This is a genomic window from Ruegeria sp. HKCCD6428 (assembly GCF_013110595.1).
Taxonomy (GTDB): Bacteria; Pseudomonadota; Alphaproteobacteria; order Rhodobacterales; family Rhodobacteraceae; genus Ruegeria.
This window is the reverse complement of the sequence record NZ_WVQX01000001.1, coordinates 84,830-103,501: the sequence shown is the minus strand read 5'-3', so window position 1 is coordinate 103,501 and position 18,672 is coordinate 84,830. Positions and strand designations below refer to the sequence as shown.

Here is an 18,672-nt window from a genome sequence, read left to right as displayed (position 1 = left end):
ACCATAGGCAAAGCGGACCGCGCCGGTTCGCCTGACTGAAACCGGCTCATGCATCGTGTGTAATGCCATCAAGATATCCGCGCGCTGTTCTGACGGCTTCATGACAAAACGGTCATTTTCGTCTATTATTGAAATCTCTCATTACAAAGACCCTCCGATTCCATCGGAGTTGATATTTGAACGACACGTTTTTCCACAGGCGGTCCCAAGTCGACTATTCGACCACCTCAGATTCCGGAGAGAGAAATGAGTGCTGACGAAAACGACAATCGCAAAGAACACGAATACACCGAAAGCGAAAAGACAGATCCGGAATGCCGGTCTGTCGATGACAGGCTGACCGCGATCGAGCAGCGCCTCGACCAGTTGATGCGCGTCATGGAACCAGGCCCGGAAGACAGGCTGGAAACCGTCGAACATCGCTTGGACGCGCTTTTGACATCCATCGAATCCCTGGTCGAGCTGGGTAATCATTCTTCTGATTTCAACCCCACGTCCACCGGTCCTGCCTTCGGCTTCGTTGACGCCGGCAGCGTTGGCGCTCCGACGCGCCGCACGTTCAGCTGGGCCAAAAATTGCTGCAAGAACTGGTGCAGCATCCGTGCCAGCAGCAAAGGGTGCCATCCAAACGCCTGCTGAATGACAAATCCCGTTTGGCGGGGAAGATTGTTTTGCCCATGTCTATTTCGACAACGCGGATTGATGCGGCAATACAGTCCATTGCAGGGTCGATTGTTGCGGCCCCGATCAGAACTGATGCAATCGGACTGGGAAGCGCCGTCGCCGGAGAGGCGCTGGCATTGTTGGCGGCAGACAATTTTCTGAATGATGATCGCGTGCGATCCGCCGCGTCACGTCGCCTTGCGACCATTTGGGCTTGCGACCGAGACCTGCGCGGAGCCCCTGTTTCTCTGTTCGATGGCCGCGCCGGCCTTGGGTTGCTGGCCTGTCATGCTCTGGACGCCAATCCACACGATCCCGAAGCGCAACTGGCGCTTGACCGTGCCCTGCGTTCGGTTGCGCAACGCCTTCTCGAAGCCCCCTGGATGGGGCACTTCGATCACGTGTCCGGTCTTGCGGGTATATCCGTATTTCTGTGCGAACCGAAATCCCGGACGGCCCGTCTTGGGGGAAAGTCGCTGTGCCTGCGTTTGTCAGAGGAGCTTTGGAGGCACTCGGCACGAACAGAACGGGGGCTTGCGTGGACAGAACCTTTTTCCTCACCGGAAGACGAGACCGGCCCCCTGAAAACAACGCGGTACCTCGTCAACATGGGGCTGGCGCATGGTTCTCCCGGCGCCGTTCTGGCTCTGGCCCGCCTGGGTCGGCGGCACGCGTTCACGCCACGACACATCGAAGACCTCAAAGACGCGGTCCTGTTTCTGCTTTCGCACCAGGGCGCGTTTTCAGACAGCGGCCTGTCATCCTGCTTTCCCTGCATGTCAGCGCTCAGTCATGCCTGGGAGGTACCGTCACGTCTTGCGTGGTGTTATGGCGACCTTGGCATCATATACACCGCGCTCGCGGCGGCGAGGCTGGTGGGTATGGAGGACGAAATACGCGATGTCGCATCGCGGGTTCTGATATCCTGCGTCGACAGACCTTTTCATGAGACGGGTATCAATGACGGCGGGCTGTGCCATGGCGATGCCGGAATTGTGGTGATGGCCCTTGCCATTCGATCGCTTTATTCCAAAGCAGACGTCGATCCTCTGATTGAAAAGCACGCCAAACGGCTTTTGTCCCTCGTTGAACGGGAATTGAGCCCGGACGGGCTTCCCGCGATCGGCACAGGCTGGAAGACGTTTCAATCGACGGATCTTTTGACCGGGTCGAGCGGCGTTTTGTTGGCACTGCTTGCCCTAAGGGACCCGGGTTACCTCGGATATCTGAAGTTCATGGGGCTGGATGTTGAACAGAATGTCCACTGCCCGTCCCATCCGGAACCGCACAGCTCTCGTCCGTTCCTCGGAATTCGTGTATGTACGCGTTCACCGAAGCACGATCTTGGCGGAGTCACAAAAAGCACCCGAAAAAAGGATCTGGAAAAGCGTGCTTCAGATTTAATTCGCGATCCGTCCTTTGCCTTGTCGTTGTTCATAGCACGACCCGGTTTTTTCTCGAAGGTCATGCGGGAAATCGAGAAAGGCGAAGGCCTCTCCCCCGCAGTCCTCGGCACATTGTATCGGTTTGTTTACAGAATGTGTTTTCGCCCGACGCCGTTCGGCGCATTCGCGGCAGTGGGCACGGCAATACCTGTTGCAGGCAAGGACATCGTCACCGTGGCAGACCACCATCTGGATATGGATCTGGACTGTGGGTTTTTGTCCCATATTGCCGCCGGACTCGCCGAGACGCAAAGAACGAGGGTGCGATGCAATCCATCGGCCTGGTGGGAACAGGACGTTCTGCACTGGATAACCAACGGTAATCTCGACGGGCCCTGGAACCACGAACAGATCATTGCAGCAGCGGATTCCGATCTGGCAGAGTTCATCTTTGATGTCGATTCCGTCCCGATTTCCGATCTGGAAACGGCCCTCAAAGACCGCCCTTTCAAATCTGCCGTGACAATCTCGGATCTCTGCCGGTCCGAGGCTCTGATTCCACAGAAAGACCCAATACTTCTGGGGCATGACGCAACCGCCAGAACCCTGAAGCGGCTGGAAAGAGATATGACCGCCCGTCAAAAGAGAGGCTTGGCGGCGCTCGGGCATGCTCTTGATGCCGCGCGTGAAACCCCTTCGATGATCGCGTTAAAGCAACTGGGGCGAACAGCTGACTCTTTCGCCCCGGGTTGGAGAGGTGATTTTCTGCATGTCGATGCGCATTGCGTCGGCACGTTGGAAACTCCACTGCGCGCGGTGCAGGCACTGACCGACGCATGGAACATTTTGGAAAAGATCGGCTTTCGCGTGCCAAAGCCAAACCGTTTTCTGGAATTTGAACGGCGTTTCCTTGACCGATACGGTGACCGCGCCGTGTTGCTGGGTCAGGCTGTGGATGCCGAAAGCGGGCTAGCATATCTCGGCATGCCGCTGCGAATGGATTTCGTTACAGGTACGGGGTCGTCAAGTGATGCCCCCAGGCAAAACCTTCAGGAATTTCCGCTGGAACCCGATTGGGACGCGCGCAAGTGGGTGCTTTGCGCGCAGGATATCGAGATCCTGCATGCCCGCAACACGGATCAGGCCCCTTTCGCCATCCAAGATGGCGTTCTTCTGAGCAAAGTAGGACGCAGCTCCGGGCACAACCCCGTCTGGACGGCCTATCCCGAAGGAATTTTTCCGGGCGGCCCCAAGGCGATTTTCGGCCGTTTCTCAAGGCGAAATCAGTTGATCGCAGACGCGTTGATGCAACACAGCCCCACGCGTGAAGAGGATTCAACAATTGTCGAAGCAGACATCCTGTGCGCCACGGACCCCCGGTCATCAAACATCCTGAGGCGCGCCAGCCTTTCCCGGTGTGTCATCGAGATCCTCGGCGACAGCGGGTTACCGTCCGAACAGAGGATTCCGCTGCACGATCTGTGGATTCGTCACGATGGCAGTCGGTTCCGGCTGTTCTGGGGCAGCCAAGGCGTCGAGGTCATTCCACAGTTGCATGCTGCGCACCAAAGCCCTCCCGGGGCGCCCGCTGTCTATCTTCTGCTCATCGACATCGCCATGCACATGCGGCAACCGTCGGTGATCTGGTCGTGGCAATCGCAAAGCAATCGGAACCGGCTGCCCAGGGTCTGTGCTGGAAATGTGGTCCTTGCACCGCAACGGTGGCGGCTTTGTATCCCGACAGAGATGGTCAGGTCAGGCAAAGCGGAATTCTGGATGGAAGCCAACCGACAAAAACTGGAGTTGCCGCGATATGTGGTCCCCACGGATGAGGCCAGCGACATGGCCACGCCATGGGATCTGGACAACCCCTTTTCCACTGCCAACCTGATCAAGACGCTGAAAAAAGGGCCGCTTTCAATCTGCGAGTACCTTCCAACGCCCGAGGATTGGTGGATCGACTCACCGCATGGTCGATTGGCCTCTGAACTGGTTTATGCCCCAGCAAAGCCCGTTGATACGTCCTTTGTCGAATACGATGCCAACCCGACCGCATGGCAACCGCTGGGGCACGGCACTGAAGAGGCCGGGTCATGGTTGTATCTGCGGCTTTTCGGGGATGCCATAAAGCTGGAACAGTTCCTGAAACTGCAATCGAACAGGTTGACGCTTTGGCAGAAACGCAACCTGATCGAGAACTGGTTCTTCGTAAGATATGCAGACCCGGAACTTGAACTGCGCCTCCGCATCAAATTTTCAAACGATCATGACAGAGTTCTGAGGAACCGGGTGCTTGTTCACTTGCAGAAAACGGCCGGTGGATTGGTGGACAGGTTTCTTGTTGACGAATACCTGCCTGAAACGGCGCGCTACGGCGGAGAACTGGGGCTCGGCGCATGCGAGAGGATATTCGGCGCCGACTCGATCACTGCGCTTGACGTACTCAACGATCCGAAGATCAGCCGGTCCAGACGGTGGATGGCGTCAGCCGCCAGTATCGATGCCCTGTTCGAAGATTTGGAACTGCCCACAGGTGTTCGGCTGGCGATCTCCGAGCGCTGTTCACAAAACTACGGGGGCGGCCCGGCGTCGCGCCGGATTGCGCGTCGTGCTACTGGAAAGGAATGGAAAAGTGCATGCGTTGTTCTGAGTGAACTCGGTGTAGGCAAAGGCATTCATTCGCGGCCATCGCGCTGGAACGCTCGTGCCGCCAGGCTTTATCCGGATATTGGACGCCTTCAGCGAGAAGAACAGGATGGCCGGTTGGGAAACAGCTTGGCCGACCTTCTGGGAAGCCTCGCTCATATGTCCATCAACCGGATCCTCCACTGGGGAACCGCCGCGGAAGAGGCGGTCATCCACGAGGCGCTGTGTCGACATTATCGAACCAAATTGAACCACGGGTGGAAATCGCCCTAGGCGGCATGCTCATGGCAGCCGGTTGGAACCTGAACCCTCCGTCCGAAACATGGGCTGTCCACACATACCCCCTGCCCCTGAGTGAAGCATCCGGCGCATGAGGTAAGGAAACGTGGATCACTGCGCTTTTGACCGACAGCGGGACACCTCGGAACCTGGATCGCACTTTTACAGCACGCGGCGTTTTGGGACCTGTCGACTTACCGCGTAATCTGCAAGCGCCGAAAGCGATTTTGCCACGCCGCCCCGTGGCACGGGGCTTAGCGCCGCTATTGCCTGATCGCGGTATTCTTCGGGCAATTGCTGCCTCTTGATATGGCGCGTGGCCGGAGAAAGCTCTGCCAAAAACCGCGCTGGGTCGCGGTGACTGAGGAAAGCACGGGCCGCTGCGCCCCCCGTTTGCCGCTGGGCTGCCTCGAGAACAGGCACGCTGAACAGGCCGCTCGAGAGGTCTGACGCAAATGGGGTGCTGCCCGGGGGGCGGTCCAGGGCAAGTTCATCCTCGGTCAGCAGGTAAGCCAGGCCAAGATTCTCGCCATAGTCGCGAAGGGCACCTGACAGATCGTTTTGTTCGGCAAGCATCGCGCCGAGTTCGCAAGGTAGTCGGAAGAATGCAGCCATGCATTGCCGCATCTGCGCAATGCGCTTTTCGACAGCCATATCCGGGTGCCATGCAGTCCGAAGCTCGGACACTCGGCCTTCACAGGCCGAGGCCATGGCACTCAGAATTGATGGCATCAGATCCGGGCAGTCCCGTGCGCCGACTTCATGCGCCTTCGCCAAAAGGTAATCACCTGTGAGTATCCCAAGCTTGTCGCCCCAGTTGGCCGTGGCGTCGGCTGTTGCGGCCGCAGCCTCGATCCCTCGAATGCCGCTTTGGGCAAGAAACCCCAGATACGCAAGCTCCAGCGCGGTTGCCGCAGCACGACGCCTTTTCGCCTCAACATCACCCAGATAGGACGTCAGCAAAAGCAGCAGCGAAGGTCGAAACGCAACCATGTCAGCCCGCTTGCCCGCGAAGGACATGCGCGTCAGAAACGGCCAATCGGTGCGTACGATGTGATTGAGGCGCGCACCCACATCGCGCAGGTCGTCCCCAAGCGGCATCTCGGGCACTCGCACAAGGGGCGATACGTCATCCAACATGGCGCTTTCCACATCACCGCCAGTGCCTTCAGGCACCAAAACGGCGCGGCGCAGCATGTTGTGAACGGGCTTTTCGCTTTCGAACGTATCGTCCAACACGCGCCAGATGAACTCGTATCGGCGGCTTGCGCGGTTCCCGAGCGTGAAGTACCCGGCAAAGCGATCCCCCAACAAAAGCGCATAGTCTTCCGCCGCCACCCAGGGGCCTGCCCCGGTGCGGAGGCACCGATCAGTGGTTTGCGCCGCAAGCGCACCGGATTCCAGCGCAAAGCTAATTCCTTCGCCTGTAAACGGGCTGATAAGACCGGCGGCGTCCCCAACCAGCAACAGACCCGAATGGGCGGCGCGTTCCGGTGCGAAATCGAATCTCAGCGGTGCCCCCAAGGTCGTGCCGGACAACTGAATACCCGAATATTCCGGATATTCCTTGCGGAGCACGTCCAGAAATTGATCGAACAATGTCCTGACATTGGCATCAAACGCCCTGCAAAACAGCCCGACACCGACATTTGCAGTTCCCTTCCCCGTTGGGAACGCCCAGCCATAGGACGGCAACAAATACCGGTCCGTAACATCAGTCAACGGCAGCATTATTTCCAGCAGTGGCGGAGTATCTCCGCAGCCATCGACATAACCGCGAAGCGCGGTGCCATAGCCTTGTTCCGGTGTTTCCCGCAATCCCGCTGCTTTCGCCAATCGAGACGCGGCCCCGTCTGCCGCGATGACCATGTACCCGGTCAGAACCACTGTCGCGCCATCCTGCATCCGAGCGGTGACACCTGTGACAGTCCGGCTTTCATCCGTTACCAGATCGTCGGCGCGGCATTTCGGCAAGAAAGCCGCTCCTTCCGCGCGGGCCTGACGCAAAAGACAGTCATCCAGTATCAAACGGGGTACAACCAGCCCATAGTCGTCTTCGCCCTCGTATCGAAAATCCCGGTGGCCCCTGTTGCGCATATGGACACGCACACCTTCGACCTCCTGCTGATCTGTAAGCGCAGGCAGAATGCCGAGGCGTTTCAGCTGAGAGATACCGGACCGGGTGATCCCGTCTCCACAGCTTTTGTCCCGAGGGAAATCCTCACGGTCGATCAGAATGACCTTTCGACCTCTCCGCGTCAGCTCGATGGCGGCAGCGCTGCCGCCGGGCCCCGCACCGACAATGACGGCGTCCCATGTCTCGACCGCGGCCTCCGCAGGTGTCGCAAACGGCAGATCCTCGGCAAAAGGGCCGTAACCGTCCATGTCAGGCCCTCCTTTCGACCGAAAGCCGGGCGAGGTTTGCCAGCGAGGCGCGCAGCACATGATCATCCAGCCCCGAGATGACCTGTACGGCCGCTTCGGATTTGTCCCGCGCCAACTGTTCCGTAGCTTCCACCGCGCCCGAATTGCGAATGATCTCTACAGCGCGCGAAATATCCGCATCCTGCATTTCAGCCAGCCTCAACCTGGCCCGCAATTCATCGGCGGCCTGACCGTTCTGACCCAGGCACAGGAGCACCGGCATCGTATAGGCCCCTTCGCGCAGATCAGAGGCGGACCCTTTTCCAAGCTCCACGCTGCTTGCAATGTAGTCCAGAACATCGTCGCGCAGCTGAAATGCAAGGCCGAGGCACTTTGAATAGGTGATCAGTGCGTCTCGATCCTGATCACTTACGTCCGCCAACATCGCCCCCAACGATGCGGCGAGAACAAACAGCTCGGCCGTCTTGCCCTCGAGCATTTCAAGATGCTCTTCAATGGTCCAATCGGCGTTGTAGGCGTTTTCGGCTTCGCGCAACTGCCCCAGACACAGCGCAGCGCAGTGTTTGCCAGCCAGCTCAGAGGCCTTTGGGCTGATGGACTCCAACAGGTTTATTGCACGGGCCAGAATGAATGTTCCGGCGAAGCTGGCGATGGGCGAAGACCAGCGACGGTTCACGCTTTCCGCTCCACGCCGAAGTTCGGCCCGGTCCATGACGTCGTCATGATAGAGCGACGCCACATGGATCATTTCGACAGCCGCCGCCGCCTGAATTGCGCGCTTGCGGCCTTCTGTGTCGGTGAGGTTTCGCGCGGTAAGCAGCAGAAGAATTGGCCGCAACCGTTTCCCGCCAGCCCCGATAAGCCAGTGGGCTATCTCTTCGAATCCCGGCTGGTCCGAGGCGACGGCATCCAACATGGATGCTTCAACCTGGGGTATCGTGGCCCGGACCTGTTCGTCTTGCAACCAGTCAGACATCCGCAATCTTGCGGAACTGCGCCAGAGTCTTCTGCAAACGCTTCGACCTGAGCGCCGCTTCGGAGTTCCTGATGAAACTGTCGTAGCCCTCGTGCAATGCTGCGGACTCGGCGCGAACGACAATCTCACCACGGTGGAAAGCGTCCATTACGGTCATCCTGCCTTCGGATATGGCCACAAGTGCTTCCGGTGAAATCGCGCCGACGCCCCGGCCTTTCCCTTTGCGCTTTTGGCTCGGGTTGATGAGAACTTCACCGCTCATCACCGAAACTTCGACCGACCCCATACCAAAAACACCAACCGTTGCACTGGCGCCCTCGTACTGCTTGACCAGTTCAGCATATTCCTTCTTGGCGTCCGCCTTGAAACCAGCCAAAGCATCTTCGGCCAGTTTTTCGACTGCCTTTGCACCCTCTTCCGGCTGCATCCGCTGTTCATAGTCTGCCACGTTCGTATCCTCCGTTCCAAAATATCCAAATCAGACCGAGCCGACCGCCGCCCGAGCATCCACACGCCCGGCGCCCTGCTGCGTGGTCGGTGCGCCGATATCGACGGCGGTGGCCATGAGAACTGCCTTGATGTCTGCCGGCAGCAGTGTCGGGTTTCGCTGCAACATCAGCGCCGCGACCCCTGCGACATGGGGGCAGGCCATCGAGGTGCCGCTGGCCTCGAGATGAAGCGGATCTATCACCGTCGCGCCGCCATTCATGTCATTGCCGGTCGCCGATCGCGATGCCACGATATCCACGCCGGGGGCGGTGACATCCGGTTTGTCGCGTCCATCCGGCGTTGGTCCGGGACTGGAGAAACCGGCCATGTTGTCGCTGTCATCGCTTGCGCCGACGGTAATCACGCTCTGCGCAATACCCGGACAGCGAATGCGCGTGTCATAGGTGCCGCAACTGTCATTTCCCTCGTTGCCCGCGGCCACCACAAAGGTCACCCCGGCGGTCGAAGCCGCATCAGCGGCGACACATAAAACGCATGTTCCGTCCGGATCGACCCAATTGCCGTTTCTGTGCGAAAAGCCCCAGGAATTGGAAAGGACATCCATCCCGTCCGCCACGGCCTGTTGGATTGCCGCAACGCAGTTTGGAGCGTTCCCGCTGCCAAACTGATCCAGCAGCTTGTAGTCGTGGATGACCGCCCCCGTGGCGACACCACGGAACGTCGCGCCGTTGCTGGCGACAACGCCCGCGCAATGCGTACCGTGCCCATTCAGGTCGCCCAACCCCTCGCCGGTAAAATCCTGTTGGGTTCCGAAATTCCCGGCAAGTTCGGGATGTGTCTGGTCCACGCCCGTATCCAGAACGGCAACATCCACCTCTGCACCGTTGATCCCGCTGGCTTCCACGACATCGGCATTGATCAGCGGACGACTGTTATCCAGGTCGATCAGGATCTGGTTTTTGCAATGAGCCATCTTCAGGACATCGGCGCGCCCCGCGATATCCGTAAGGCGCTGGTCATCGGCCAGAACAACCAGACTGTGAGTCAGCCAAAACAACCGTTCGACCTCAATCCCCCGCTCTTCAAAGCTTTTGGCGATTTTACCCACCACGTCTTCACCATGGCGCCGGTGTTGCATGATCGAACGGCGGCGCTGGCGCCGGTCGAACGCACGGGGCGGGCGATCCGGCGATGCCCTGCCGCTGCGCAGCGAGACCAGCACGCGATGCCGAGGAAGCTGGGCGGTTTCGGTTTGGCCAAGCAGAGCGTTCAGGCGCGCCTCTTTTCGGTTGGCCAAGAGGTCGCGCAAGATAATGCTGTCCATCTTCGAGATGGACTCGCTGCCAAACTCGGCACGAAGCTTCTCGATTTCACGACGTTCCGCTCTTTCGAAGCGATCAACGTGTTCCCGGCTTAACTCGGACATTTCGTGCTCCTTTAGATCATGGTCTTGTGGGGTTTTCAGGAATGGCCTGACGTTTGGTGGAATGGGTGATCATCACGACGGAAGGATCGTTGGCCATTGTCGCGATGGCCCCGGGCGAAAGTTCAACGGCAACACTGTCTATCAGCCACAGTTCGGTAATCCCGACACCGCCCAGGTTTTCCAGGGTACCGAACAAGGGCCGTGTGCGTCGGCGGAAATAATCTTCGCGGGCCTTCGTTTCGGCGCGCCGGAAAGAGGGCGCATTGCCTTCGGTGTCTGGCGCCAAGCGCAATATGACCTGCACCGAGTTCCCATCATCGCCGTCTGTTGCGGCCTTCGCCAATTCCGATTGCAGCTGCGTGTCCAGCTTGCCCCAAGCCGCCTCGGACAGGCCGAACGGATGGGGGCTGTTGGTTTCGGTCAAGGTTCTGTCCTCCGTGGTCGTCCTTGCACTGAACATGGCCGGTGCGACGGCACGATCGAAGCGCGGGTTCACGACAATGCCGGGCCCCGGTTCAGGCTCTGCCGAAGGCGTACTGCGCGGGTGTTCCGGCCGGAAACACAGCTCGATCAACGCCGCTTCCTGCGCACGCATCGCGAGGGTCACCATACCGCTCGCCTGAACCTCGATGATCTGTACCCCCTGCTGCTGCGTTCCTGTCTGGGTCGTCAGGACATTGCCCGCCGCATCAAGTGCGATGATCGTTATGGGCTTTCCGCCAGCAAAGCTCAGCTTGAGGCGGGCCCAGTCAGCGACGACCGGCAGATGGGCGAAAACACCGGCGATGGAAAGCAACAGTTTGGGTGTGCCTTGCGGCTGGAACCCGCCAATGATCTGAAGAACGCTGCCCTTGGTCGGCAGGAACCGCACTCCGCCGACGTTCAATACCGGATGGCGGGAAGGCAGTTTCTGGCCGCGAAAATCAATGCAACGTTCACGCGGGGGAATTTCCGGATCGGGTTTCGGCTGTTCCGGACAATGCGGCTGAATCGCGATGAAAGCGCAATCATCAATATAGCCAAGCGCATCGTTGCGCGGATCATCTCCGCTGAACTCCAGAAATACCGTCACGGCTTCGGCTTCCGCCGTCACGCGGCCCCGCAATTGCCGCCAGGCACCGTCCAGGTTGCCGGTCCACCATTCCACCCAGGGCGCCCGAGGATCATCACCACCGCGCGGATCCAACCCCAAAGCATAGCCGCCTGCGTCGCCGGCCTCCTTCGCGAACCAACAAGAGAACTCATAATCCCATCCCGGGTTCGAACCCAGCGATTGCCACAGCCCGACACGAAGGCCGCGCTGCGCGATGACCCGCTGGGACCTGTCACCGGTCCGGACGATGCAACCTTCGCAGTCAAAGGCATCGGCGGGGATCGGGGCCAATTGCGGAACGGGATTTCCCTTTCCGGCGTGAAAGGCTGCCAAGTCGGTCAGCCATGCATAGGGTGTCCAGAACCGACCGACATTGCCCGCTGGAAGCGAACGGAAACCATCTTCGAAACCGGGGTTCAGCAAATGCACGACCCGGACGGTCAGGTCGTCCTGACCAAAGGCGCCATCGTCATCCATGACGGTACAGATCGCCCGGAAGTCACCACAGTTTTCATAGACATGCGAGGCGGTCGCCGTGCCTTCGGCTTCCGGCGGTTCGTTCGTTTCCTCGATCAGGGCGGTGCGGGGTTCGCCGCAATCGCCGAAATCCCACTTGGCCGTATGCGTGTCGCACCATCCGGGATCCCGGAAATCGGCGACAAGCGTGATCGGTGTGCAGACATAGGCATAAAGGTCCGGGCCAGCTTCGACCACGGGCGGAACATTGGTGACGGTGACACGCAAGGTGTCGATGGCCTCGCCCCCATTGACGTCGCGAATGCGCACCGTGACGGTGTATTCGCCATTGTCGCACCAGGCATGAGTCACGGTCGACGTGCCTGTCGCCGCAGGAGGTGCATTGGTTTCAGAAATCACGCCGGGTTTGGGCGCGTGGTGATCACCGAAATACCACATGGATTCGTGGGTGTCGGGGTATTCGACATCTCGGAACCGTGCGACCAGAGTGACCTCTTCACCCTCCTGCACCGTCAGATCAGGGCCGGCATCCACTGTCGGCGGCACATTTTCGACGGTAACAAGCGAGAAACTGCGACTGCGCGCGCCACCCGGCTGGTTGATCGTCAGCGCATGTTTTGCGGTGTAGACACCACTTGCAGCATAGACATGCTGAATCGAGGGCAAGACCGCGGCCGGTGTTCCGTCACCCGGCAACCACTCGTACCCCGCGTCAGGATGTTCATTCGCAGCCGCAAGCGACATGGCCGATGCGGCCGCACCCGACCGTGCCCCGCCCGAATCCGCCGGGACGACATCCGTGGCTTCGCAACTGCTTATAACCGTGAAATCTCCGGCAATTTCAAGACCGTCGGTATCAATCACGATCGGGTCAGAGAAAACCGCTTCCACCCGCCCGATCCTGGCAAGGTTCTCCGGCCAGCCGGTGATACCCGTGACCGTATTCGTAACTTCGTCTGACAGGATTTCACTGCCCATGCTTTCGGCAATTCCCCGGACGACAAGGGCCACGATCACAACGACCAATGCGCCCAGAATTCCGAAAGCGCCGAATGACAATATCGCGGCGATTGCCGTCAGCACCCAAAGCAACACGGATTCTTCGGGATCGACATCGCTGTCGATTTCAAAGTGATCCATTTGCTGTCCACCGGTTGGGCCCAACGAACCGTTCGGCTGCCAGCGCAATCCGACATCATTGAAAAAGTCGGCATCCACATCAATACTGCCCAGGATCGCGTCTACGACCGTCACCTTGCCCGATATTCTGATCGCCCCCGCCCTGAGGCTCACGTCCAGATCGGTCAGCCGGACTTCGCGCCCGTCAGGTGTAAAGGTCTTCGGAAGGTCATCATCCGACAATTCGGCTTCGATGCGCGCCGTTTCAATCGATGCTTCGACCTGGGCCGCGCTGATGGCAATTGCAAAATCCCTGTCAGCAGGAATGAAATTGGCAAGCCCGCCTACGTCACCGCCGCCATCATCGTTCAAGGCGATCGCCAGAAACTCGTTTGTCACACCAACGGTGATGCTGTCGACTTCAAACTCTTCGTCCGTTGCCTCTGGTCCCCAGATGTAAACGAAATCGCGGGCCTCAAGATCCTGATGAAAAAAGTCGCCGATGAATTCTTCGATCTCGGCCACTGTCGGGGCCGCAATTGAAATCTCGCCCAGCCCACTGGCCAATTCCTGCCCCCGTGACACCAGTTCGCTGGATATCTGGGCGTCGAGGTCAATCGCGACCAACGGGATCGCCGCCAGTTGATCACGGTTGTCGATGTAATTGTCACCCTCTGGCCCATATTCCGGACCGGCGGGGTTGATCGCGTCCACGGTAACGGTGGCCGCGTTCAAATCCGTGCGGAATTCCGAACCGACCCGACTGAAAGGTGCCGTGATGTTGATCCGCGTTTCGATCCCCATGGGGTCCTGCGGATTGAAAAAAAGCTGTACCGTCGGCCCAACGACAATGTTGAACATCCGCAGATAAACCGGCAGCGAAATTGTTATGTCACCGCCTGACACGGTGGTTTCAATATCGTGCGCCGCATCCGAGGCGTCGTTGAAGATTTCCGCATGGACATCCGTCGTCAACGCTCCCAAGGCAAATTGCAGCTCGGTCTCATCGATGACATGGGGGATGGAGGGAAAGGCCGGATCGATCGGTCCGCCGGGGCCGCCGTTCTCATAGGCTTTGTCCACGAATTCGCTTGCGAACAACTCGATATTGGACGCAATCGGATCGCCGCTGGTCAGCGTTGCGGACACCTGGTTGCGAGGCAGGCCATCCAACAGCCATCCCACATCCTGACGCCCGGGAATTAGACCAATCGGCGCAGCCGCAGCAAGATCGGCCGTCATCGTCAGCATTTGCGCCGATGGAACCGGGGGGTTTTCGATTTCGATCTGGATCAGGACACCAAGTTGAATTTCGGCACCGGTGATGTCCGGGCGCAAGCTGGCGTCCAACTGGTCTTCGGGAATCTGAACCGACCCGTCAGCTACGACAAAACCGCCAAAGGTTTCACCTGCGGGAACATCCATGAATTCGGGAATGCGGCCTTCATCGCCGGGATCATCGTCGCATTCCGCGGACTTCCACGCCCCCCGAATGACCTTTCGCAGGACCTCTTCCGAGGCTTCGACGACAACTTGATATCCTCTTGTATTTGCCATCCTGACGTCCTCGGTGTGACGGCGCGAGGGAATCGCGCCCGGGTGTCTTCAAGCAGTGCCGGTGACAACGGCGCGGGGCGTGATATTGACCAGCCTACGTTTCCCGGTTCGCACGGCACGATACAGCGCCTCGGTCGCAAAACGCGGTGTCGATGCATCAAGTTGCCGGTAGGCAAGTAACGGAGCGATGATTTTGTGCGCCTTGCCCAGTGCTTCCAGCGGGTCGGGAATCTTCACGGGCTCGATCAAACTTGGATCGATCCCGGCGACGGATTTGCCTTTGGCTTTCCCGGGAAATCGACGCGCGATTTCCGATGCCTTGACCCTGGCCACCTTCACTTTGGAGGTGGAATAGCGCACTTTTCGCATCGGCAAGGACAAGGGAGACAGGTCAGGGCGTTTCGAAGCCTCATCGACCAGCTTCAACTCGTCGAAAAGTACCACAGCAAGATCGTGTTCCTGCCCGGGGTCAAATTCATGCCCGGACGCGGCGAAAATCTTCTTCCGCAAGCTTTTGCGTTCAACGATCTGTTTCTTGGAGAACCGCGCTCTGTCCTCCAGCTCAAGTCGGCCAGACAGGTCCAATTCGAACCCAAGCTCCTCAAGCGCCAACACGGGGTTAATCAGCGCAGCACGAGCAAGCTCTGGGGTGACATTCAAACGGGCAGCAATATCACGCACTGCTGCTTGAACGTCCTGAAACGTAGCCATAGCAGCCTTCCAATTACGAAATAAACGTAACTCTTGAACGCTTGGAACTGATATATAGATACTTTGGGAGTCTTGCTTCACGATATATTTTTAAAGCGATTCCGTCAATGAGCCGGAGACGCAGCAAGGCTGACTTCAACCCGATCGCGTAACTTTATTTGTCGCGTCGCTGGTTTTATCGGACGGGTTTGTCGCGAGAAATGCAGCCCAGAATACAGGCCCTGACCAACTGTCGACAACGGCAGTGCGGGACCTTCCCGCGCCACGGCGAGGGGTGGTGGTTTCAAGCAAAACCGCCAATCGGGACGCCGCCACATTGTGCAAGCATCCCGCGGCCCCGCGCCTTCAATCCGTCCACAACACCTCGCGCCCCTCTTCCCCCGGACCACATCACCTGCCATAATGGGGGAAACTCAAAAACAAGAGCAGCACCCATGCCCGACGATCTGTTGACGCCAGAAGCGACCACAACTTATGACGCCTCCTCGATCGAGGTGCTCGAAGGTTTGGAACCGGTCCGCAAGCGACCTGGTATGTATATCGGCGGCACGGATGAACGCGCTTTACACCATATGGTGGCCGAGATCCTCGACAACTCTATGGACGAGGCAGTGGCAGGCCATGCCAACCGGATCGAGGTGGAACTGCACGCCGATTACGCCCTGACCGTGCGCGACAACGGTCGCGGCATTCCGATCGATCCGCACCCCAAGTTCCCGGACAAATCCGCGCTCGAGGTGATCCTGTGCACCCTGCACGCGGGCGGCAAATTCTCGGGCAAAGCGTATCAGACCTCGGGTGGTCTGCACGGCGTGGGCGCCTCGGTGGTGAACGCGCTGTCGGATTCGATGGTCGTTCAGGTGGCCCGCGACAAGCAACTTTATGAACAACGTTTCTCGCGCGGTGTCCCGTTGGGCCCAGTGGAAAAGGTCGGCGCCGCCCCCAACCGGCGCGGCACCACAGTCACCTTCCACGCTGACGACCAGATCTTTGGCCACCACCGGTTCAAACCCGCCCGCCTGTTCAAATCCATCCGTTCCAAGGCCTACCTGTTTTCGGGCGTCGAGATTCGCTGGAAATCCGCCATCGATGACGGCGAGACGCCCACCGAGGCCACCTTTCACTTCCCGGGCGGGCTGTCGGACTACCTGAAAGAGACGATGAATGGCTCGTCGACCTATGCCGACCAGCCCTTTGCCGGAACCGTGGACTTTCAGGAGAAATTCGGAACCCCCGGCAAGGTCGAATGGGCGATCAACTGGACGCCCTCGCGCGACGGGTTCATCCAATCCTACTGCAACACCGTCCCCACGCCCGAAGGGGGCACCCATGTGGCCGGGTTCTGGGCCGCGATCCTCAAGGGCATCAAGGCTTATGGCGAGTTGATCAACAACAAGAAAGCCGCCCAAATCACGCGTGAAGACCTGATTGCCGGGGGGTGTGCGCTGGTCAGCTGTTTCATCCGCGAACCGGAATTCGTCGGCCAGACCAAAGACCGCCTTGCCACGGTCGAGGCGCAGCGGCTGGTGGAAAACGCGGTGCGCGACCATTTCGACAACTGGCTGGCCGCCGACACGAAATCCGCCGGCGCGATCCTCGACTTCCTGATCCTGCGGGCCGAGGAACGCCTGCGCCGACGGGCCGAGAAGGAAACACAACGCAAGTCCGCCACCAAAAAACTTCGTCTTCCCGGCAAGCTGGTGGACTGTTCCAGTTCAACACGCGAAGGCACCGAACTATTCATCGTCGAGGGCGACTCGGCCGGCGGCTCGGCCAAAATGGGGCGTGACCGCAAAACGCAGGCCCTGCTGCCCTTGCGCGGCAAGATCCTCAACGTGCTGGGCGCGGCCAGTTCGAAACTGGGCACCAATGCCGAGATCAACGACCTGACGCAGGCGCTGGGCGTAGGGCTGGGCAGCAAGTTCAACCTCGACGATCTGCGCTATGACAAGGTCATCATCATGACCGACGCGGATGTGGACGGGGCGCATATCGCGTCCTTGCTGATGACATTCTTCTTCACGCAGATGCGCCCGATGATCGACGCGGGCCACCTGTACCTGGCCTGCCCGCCCCTATATCGTCTGACCCAAGGCGCCAAACGCGTCTATTGCCTGGACGAGGCCGAGCGCGACGAGTGGCTTGAGAAAGGTCTGGGCGGCAAGGGTAAAATCGACGTCTCGCGCTTCAAGGGTCTGGGCGAGATGGACGCCAAGGACCTGAAAGAGACCACGATGGATCCCAAATCCCGGAAATTGATCCGGGTTACGATCGATGAGGACGAACCCGGCGAAACCGGCGACTTGGTCGAGCGTCTGATGGGCAAGAAACCCGAACTGCGGTTCCAGTACATTCAGGAGAACGCCCGGTTTGTGGAGGAGTTGGATGTTTGAATTTCTGTCCTCTCTCTATGCAAACAACGGTGACTACATCAATGGCGTAGCTAGTACGATCTCAATTCTTGGAGCTTTCTTTTGGCTCAGAGGTCACAAAGAAAGGAAAAAGAAGAAACTCTTCTTTCAATGGGTAAGAGAGGAAAGAATAAAGACCAACTTACCTAAGGGGTTCGACATAACCATTTCGAATGGGGAAGCGAAGGGCCATAGCCTAGTGACTGATGTCATCACGTTGTTGAACAACACCGATGTTGTTTTGACAGATGAAGATTTCGCCAAGCCTATCGCGATTCCCAAGAAGAACAAAAACACTGTGTTTTCAAGCATAGTGATTGATAGCAACAACGGTTCTCACGCGATGTTGTCGGATCAACAAGAAGCAATTATTCTATCGGACGTTTACATTCCTCGGGGAAACTCTCTAACTATTTATGTTGCACATGATAGCGCCATCCAAAAGCACTTGCATGGTGACTTAAAGAACTTACCAAGTCTTGCAGCCAAGAAGTATCTTAGGCCATCTGATACTTGGCAATTTGGACTGGTGAGCATTGTACTCGTTTTAGCAAGTTTTATTTTGATATTTCAGTATTTTCCTCCACTCGATGGTTCCGAATCTGCCAGCCTTGGCTACAAGGTGTTTAGAACGGTCACTCCCATTTTTATTTTCCTTGCGTCAATCCCCATCCTTATGGATGTTCTTCCACGAAAGTTAGATCCCTACCTACGAAGGTTTTTTGGCATTTCCAAAGAGGAATACCTGCACACTAGTGAAACCGTTACTTTTGAATGCGAGGCTAAGATTAAGGATTAAACGTACACGAAGCGAACACCAGGCATTTGTTAACGCCTATTGAACTTTTTTCATCATCATGGGTGTGAACACCCATCATACCTAATCACAAACCTCGCGCCCGGCCCGAGGGTAAGTGCGGAACGCGCCCGCCCATGGCGCGGGTCGGGCGCATGCTTGATGCTTTGCATCAAGTATTGACTGAGCGGAATTCACACCAACACCACACGCGCCCTCAAAAAACCAAAATCTACTGCAATTCAAACATCTTCGGTTTACTAATCAAACCAAGACCCGGCTTCCCTGTGACAAGCTG

The 18,672-nt window shown here is 58.2% G+C and carries 10 protein-coding genes; 4 read left to right on the top strand and 6 right to left on the bottom strand.

Annotated elements, in window-relative coordinates; translation table 11 throughout:
* Positions 1-246: 246 nt before the first annotated feature.
* Both GS620_RS00460 and GS620_RS00455 read left to right on the top strand, forming a co-directional pair.
* On the top strand, positions 247-639 hold the full coding sequence (locus GS620_RS00460; protein ID WP_171613555.1) for a hypothetical protein: 393 nt from the start codon (positions 247-249) through the stop codon (positions 637-639).
* A gap of 38 nt (positions 640-677) precedes the next feature.
* Complete coding sequence (locus tag GS620_RS00455; protein ID WP_171613553.1) at positions 678-4,967, top strand: thiopeptide-type bacteriocin biosynthesis protein; 4,290 nt, start codon at positions 678-680, stop codon at positions 4,965-4,967.
* 168 nt (positions 4,968-5,135) lie between these two features.
* Here GS620_RS00455 and GS620_RS00450 read toward each other — a convergent pair whose 3' ends face one another.
* The 6 genes from GS620_RS00450 to GS620_RS00425 are packed head-to-tail and all read right to left on the bottom strand — an operon-like array spanning position 5,136 to position 15,167.
* Positions 5,136-7,358 (bottom strand): geranylgeranyl reductase family protein, encoded by a 2,223-nt coding sequence (locus GS620_RS00450; RefSeq protein WP_171613544.1) that lies wholly within the window; start codon positions 7,356-7,358, stop codon positions 5,136-5,138.
* A 1-nt stretch (position 7,359) separates the two neighbouring features.
* Entirely contained in the window at positions 7,360-8,334 is a 975-nt protein-coding gene (locus GS620_RS00445; RefSeq protein ID WP_171613542.1) for a polyprenyl synthetase family protein, read from the bottom strand.
* Positions 8,327-8,782, bottom strand: a complete 456-nt coding sequence (locus tag GS620_RS00440) for a hypothetical protein (RefSeq protein ID WP_152457484.1) — start codon at positions 8,780-8,782, stop codon at positions 8,327-8,329. The genes GS620_RS00445 and GS620_RS00440 overlap by 8 nt, the downstream gene beginning before the upstream one ends.
* 30 nt (positions 8,783-8,812) lie before the next feature.
* Positions 8,813-10,210: a S8 family serine peptidase gene (locus GS620_RS00435; RefSeq protein WP_171328940.1), complete on the bottom strand. Its 1,398-nt coding sequence runs from the start codon at positions 10,208-10,210 to the stop codon at positions 8,813-8,815.
* Positions 10,211-10,226: 16 nt separating this feature from the next.
* A complete protein-coding gene (locus tag GS620_RS00430) occupies positions 10,227-14,456 on the bottom strand; it encodes a PKD domain-containing protein (RefSeq protein WP_171613540.1) in 4,230 nt (1,409 codons plus the stop codon).
* Positions 14,457-14,504: 48 nt separating this feature from the next.
* A complete protein-coding gene (locus GS620_RS00425) occupies positions 14,505-15,167 on the bottom strand; it encodes a hypothetical protein (RefSeq protein WP_171613537.1) in 663 nt (220 codons plus the stop codon).
* 434 nt (positions 15,168-15,601) lie between these two features.
* Between GS620_RS00425 and parE the strand changes: the two genes are divergently transcribed.
* Complete coding sequence (gene parE / locus GS620_RS00420; protein WP_171119470.1) at positions 15,602-17,560, top strand: DNA topoisomerase IV subunit B; 1,959 nt, start codon at positions 15,602-15,604, stop codon at positions 17,558-17,560.
* A complete protein-coding gene (locus tag GS620_RS00415; RefSeq protein WP_171613534.1) occupies positions 17,553-18,377 on the top strand; it encodes a hypothetical protein in 825 nt (274 codons plus the stop codon). The genes parE and GS620_RS00415 overlap by 8 nt, the downstream gene beginning before the upstream one ends.
* Positions 18,378-18,672 lie beyond the last annotated feature (295 nt).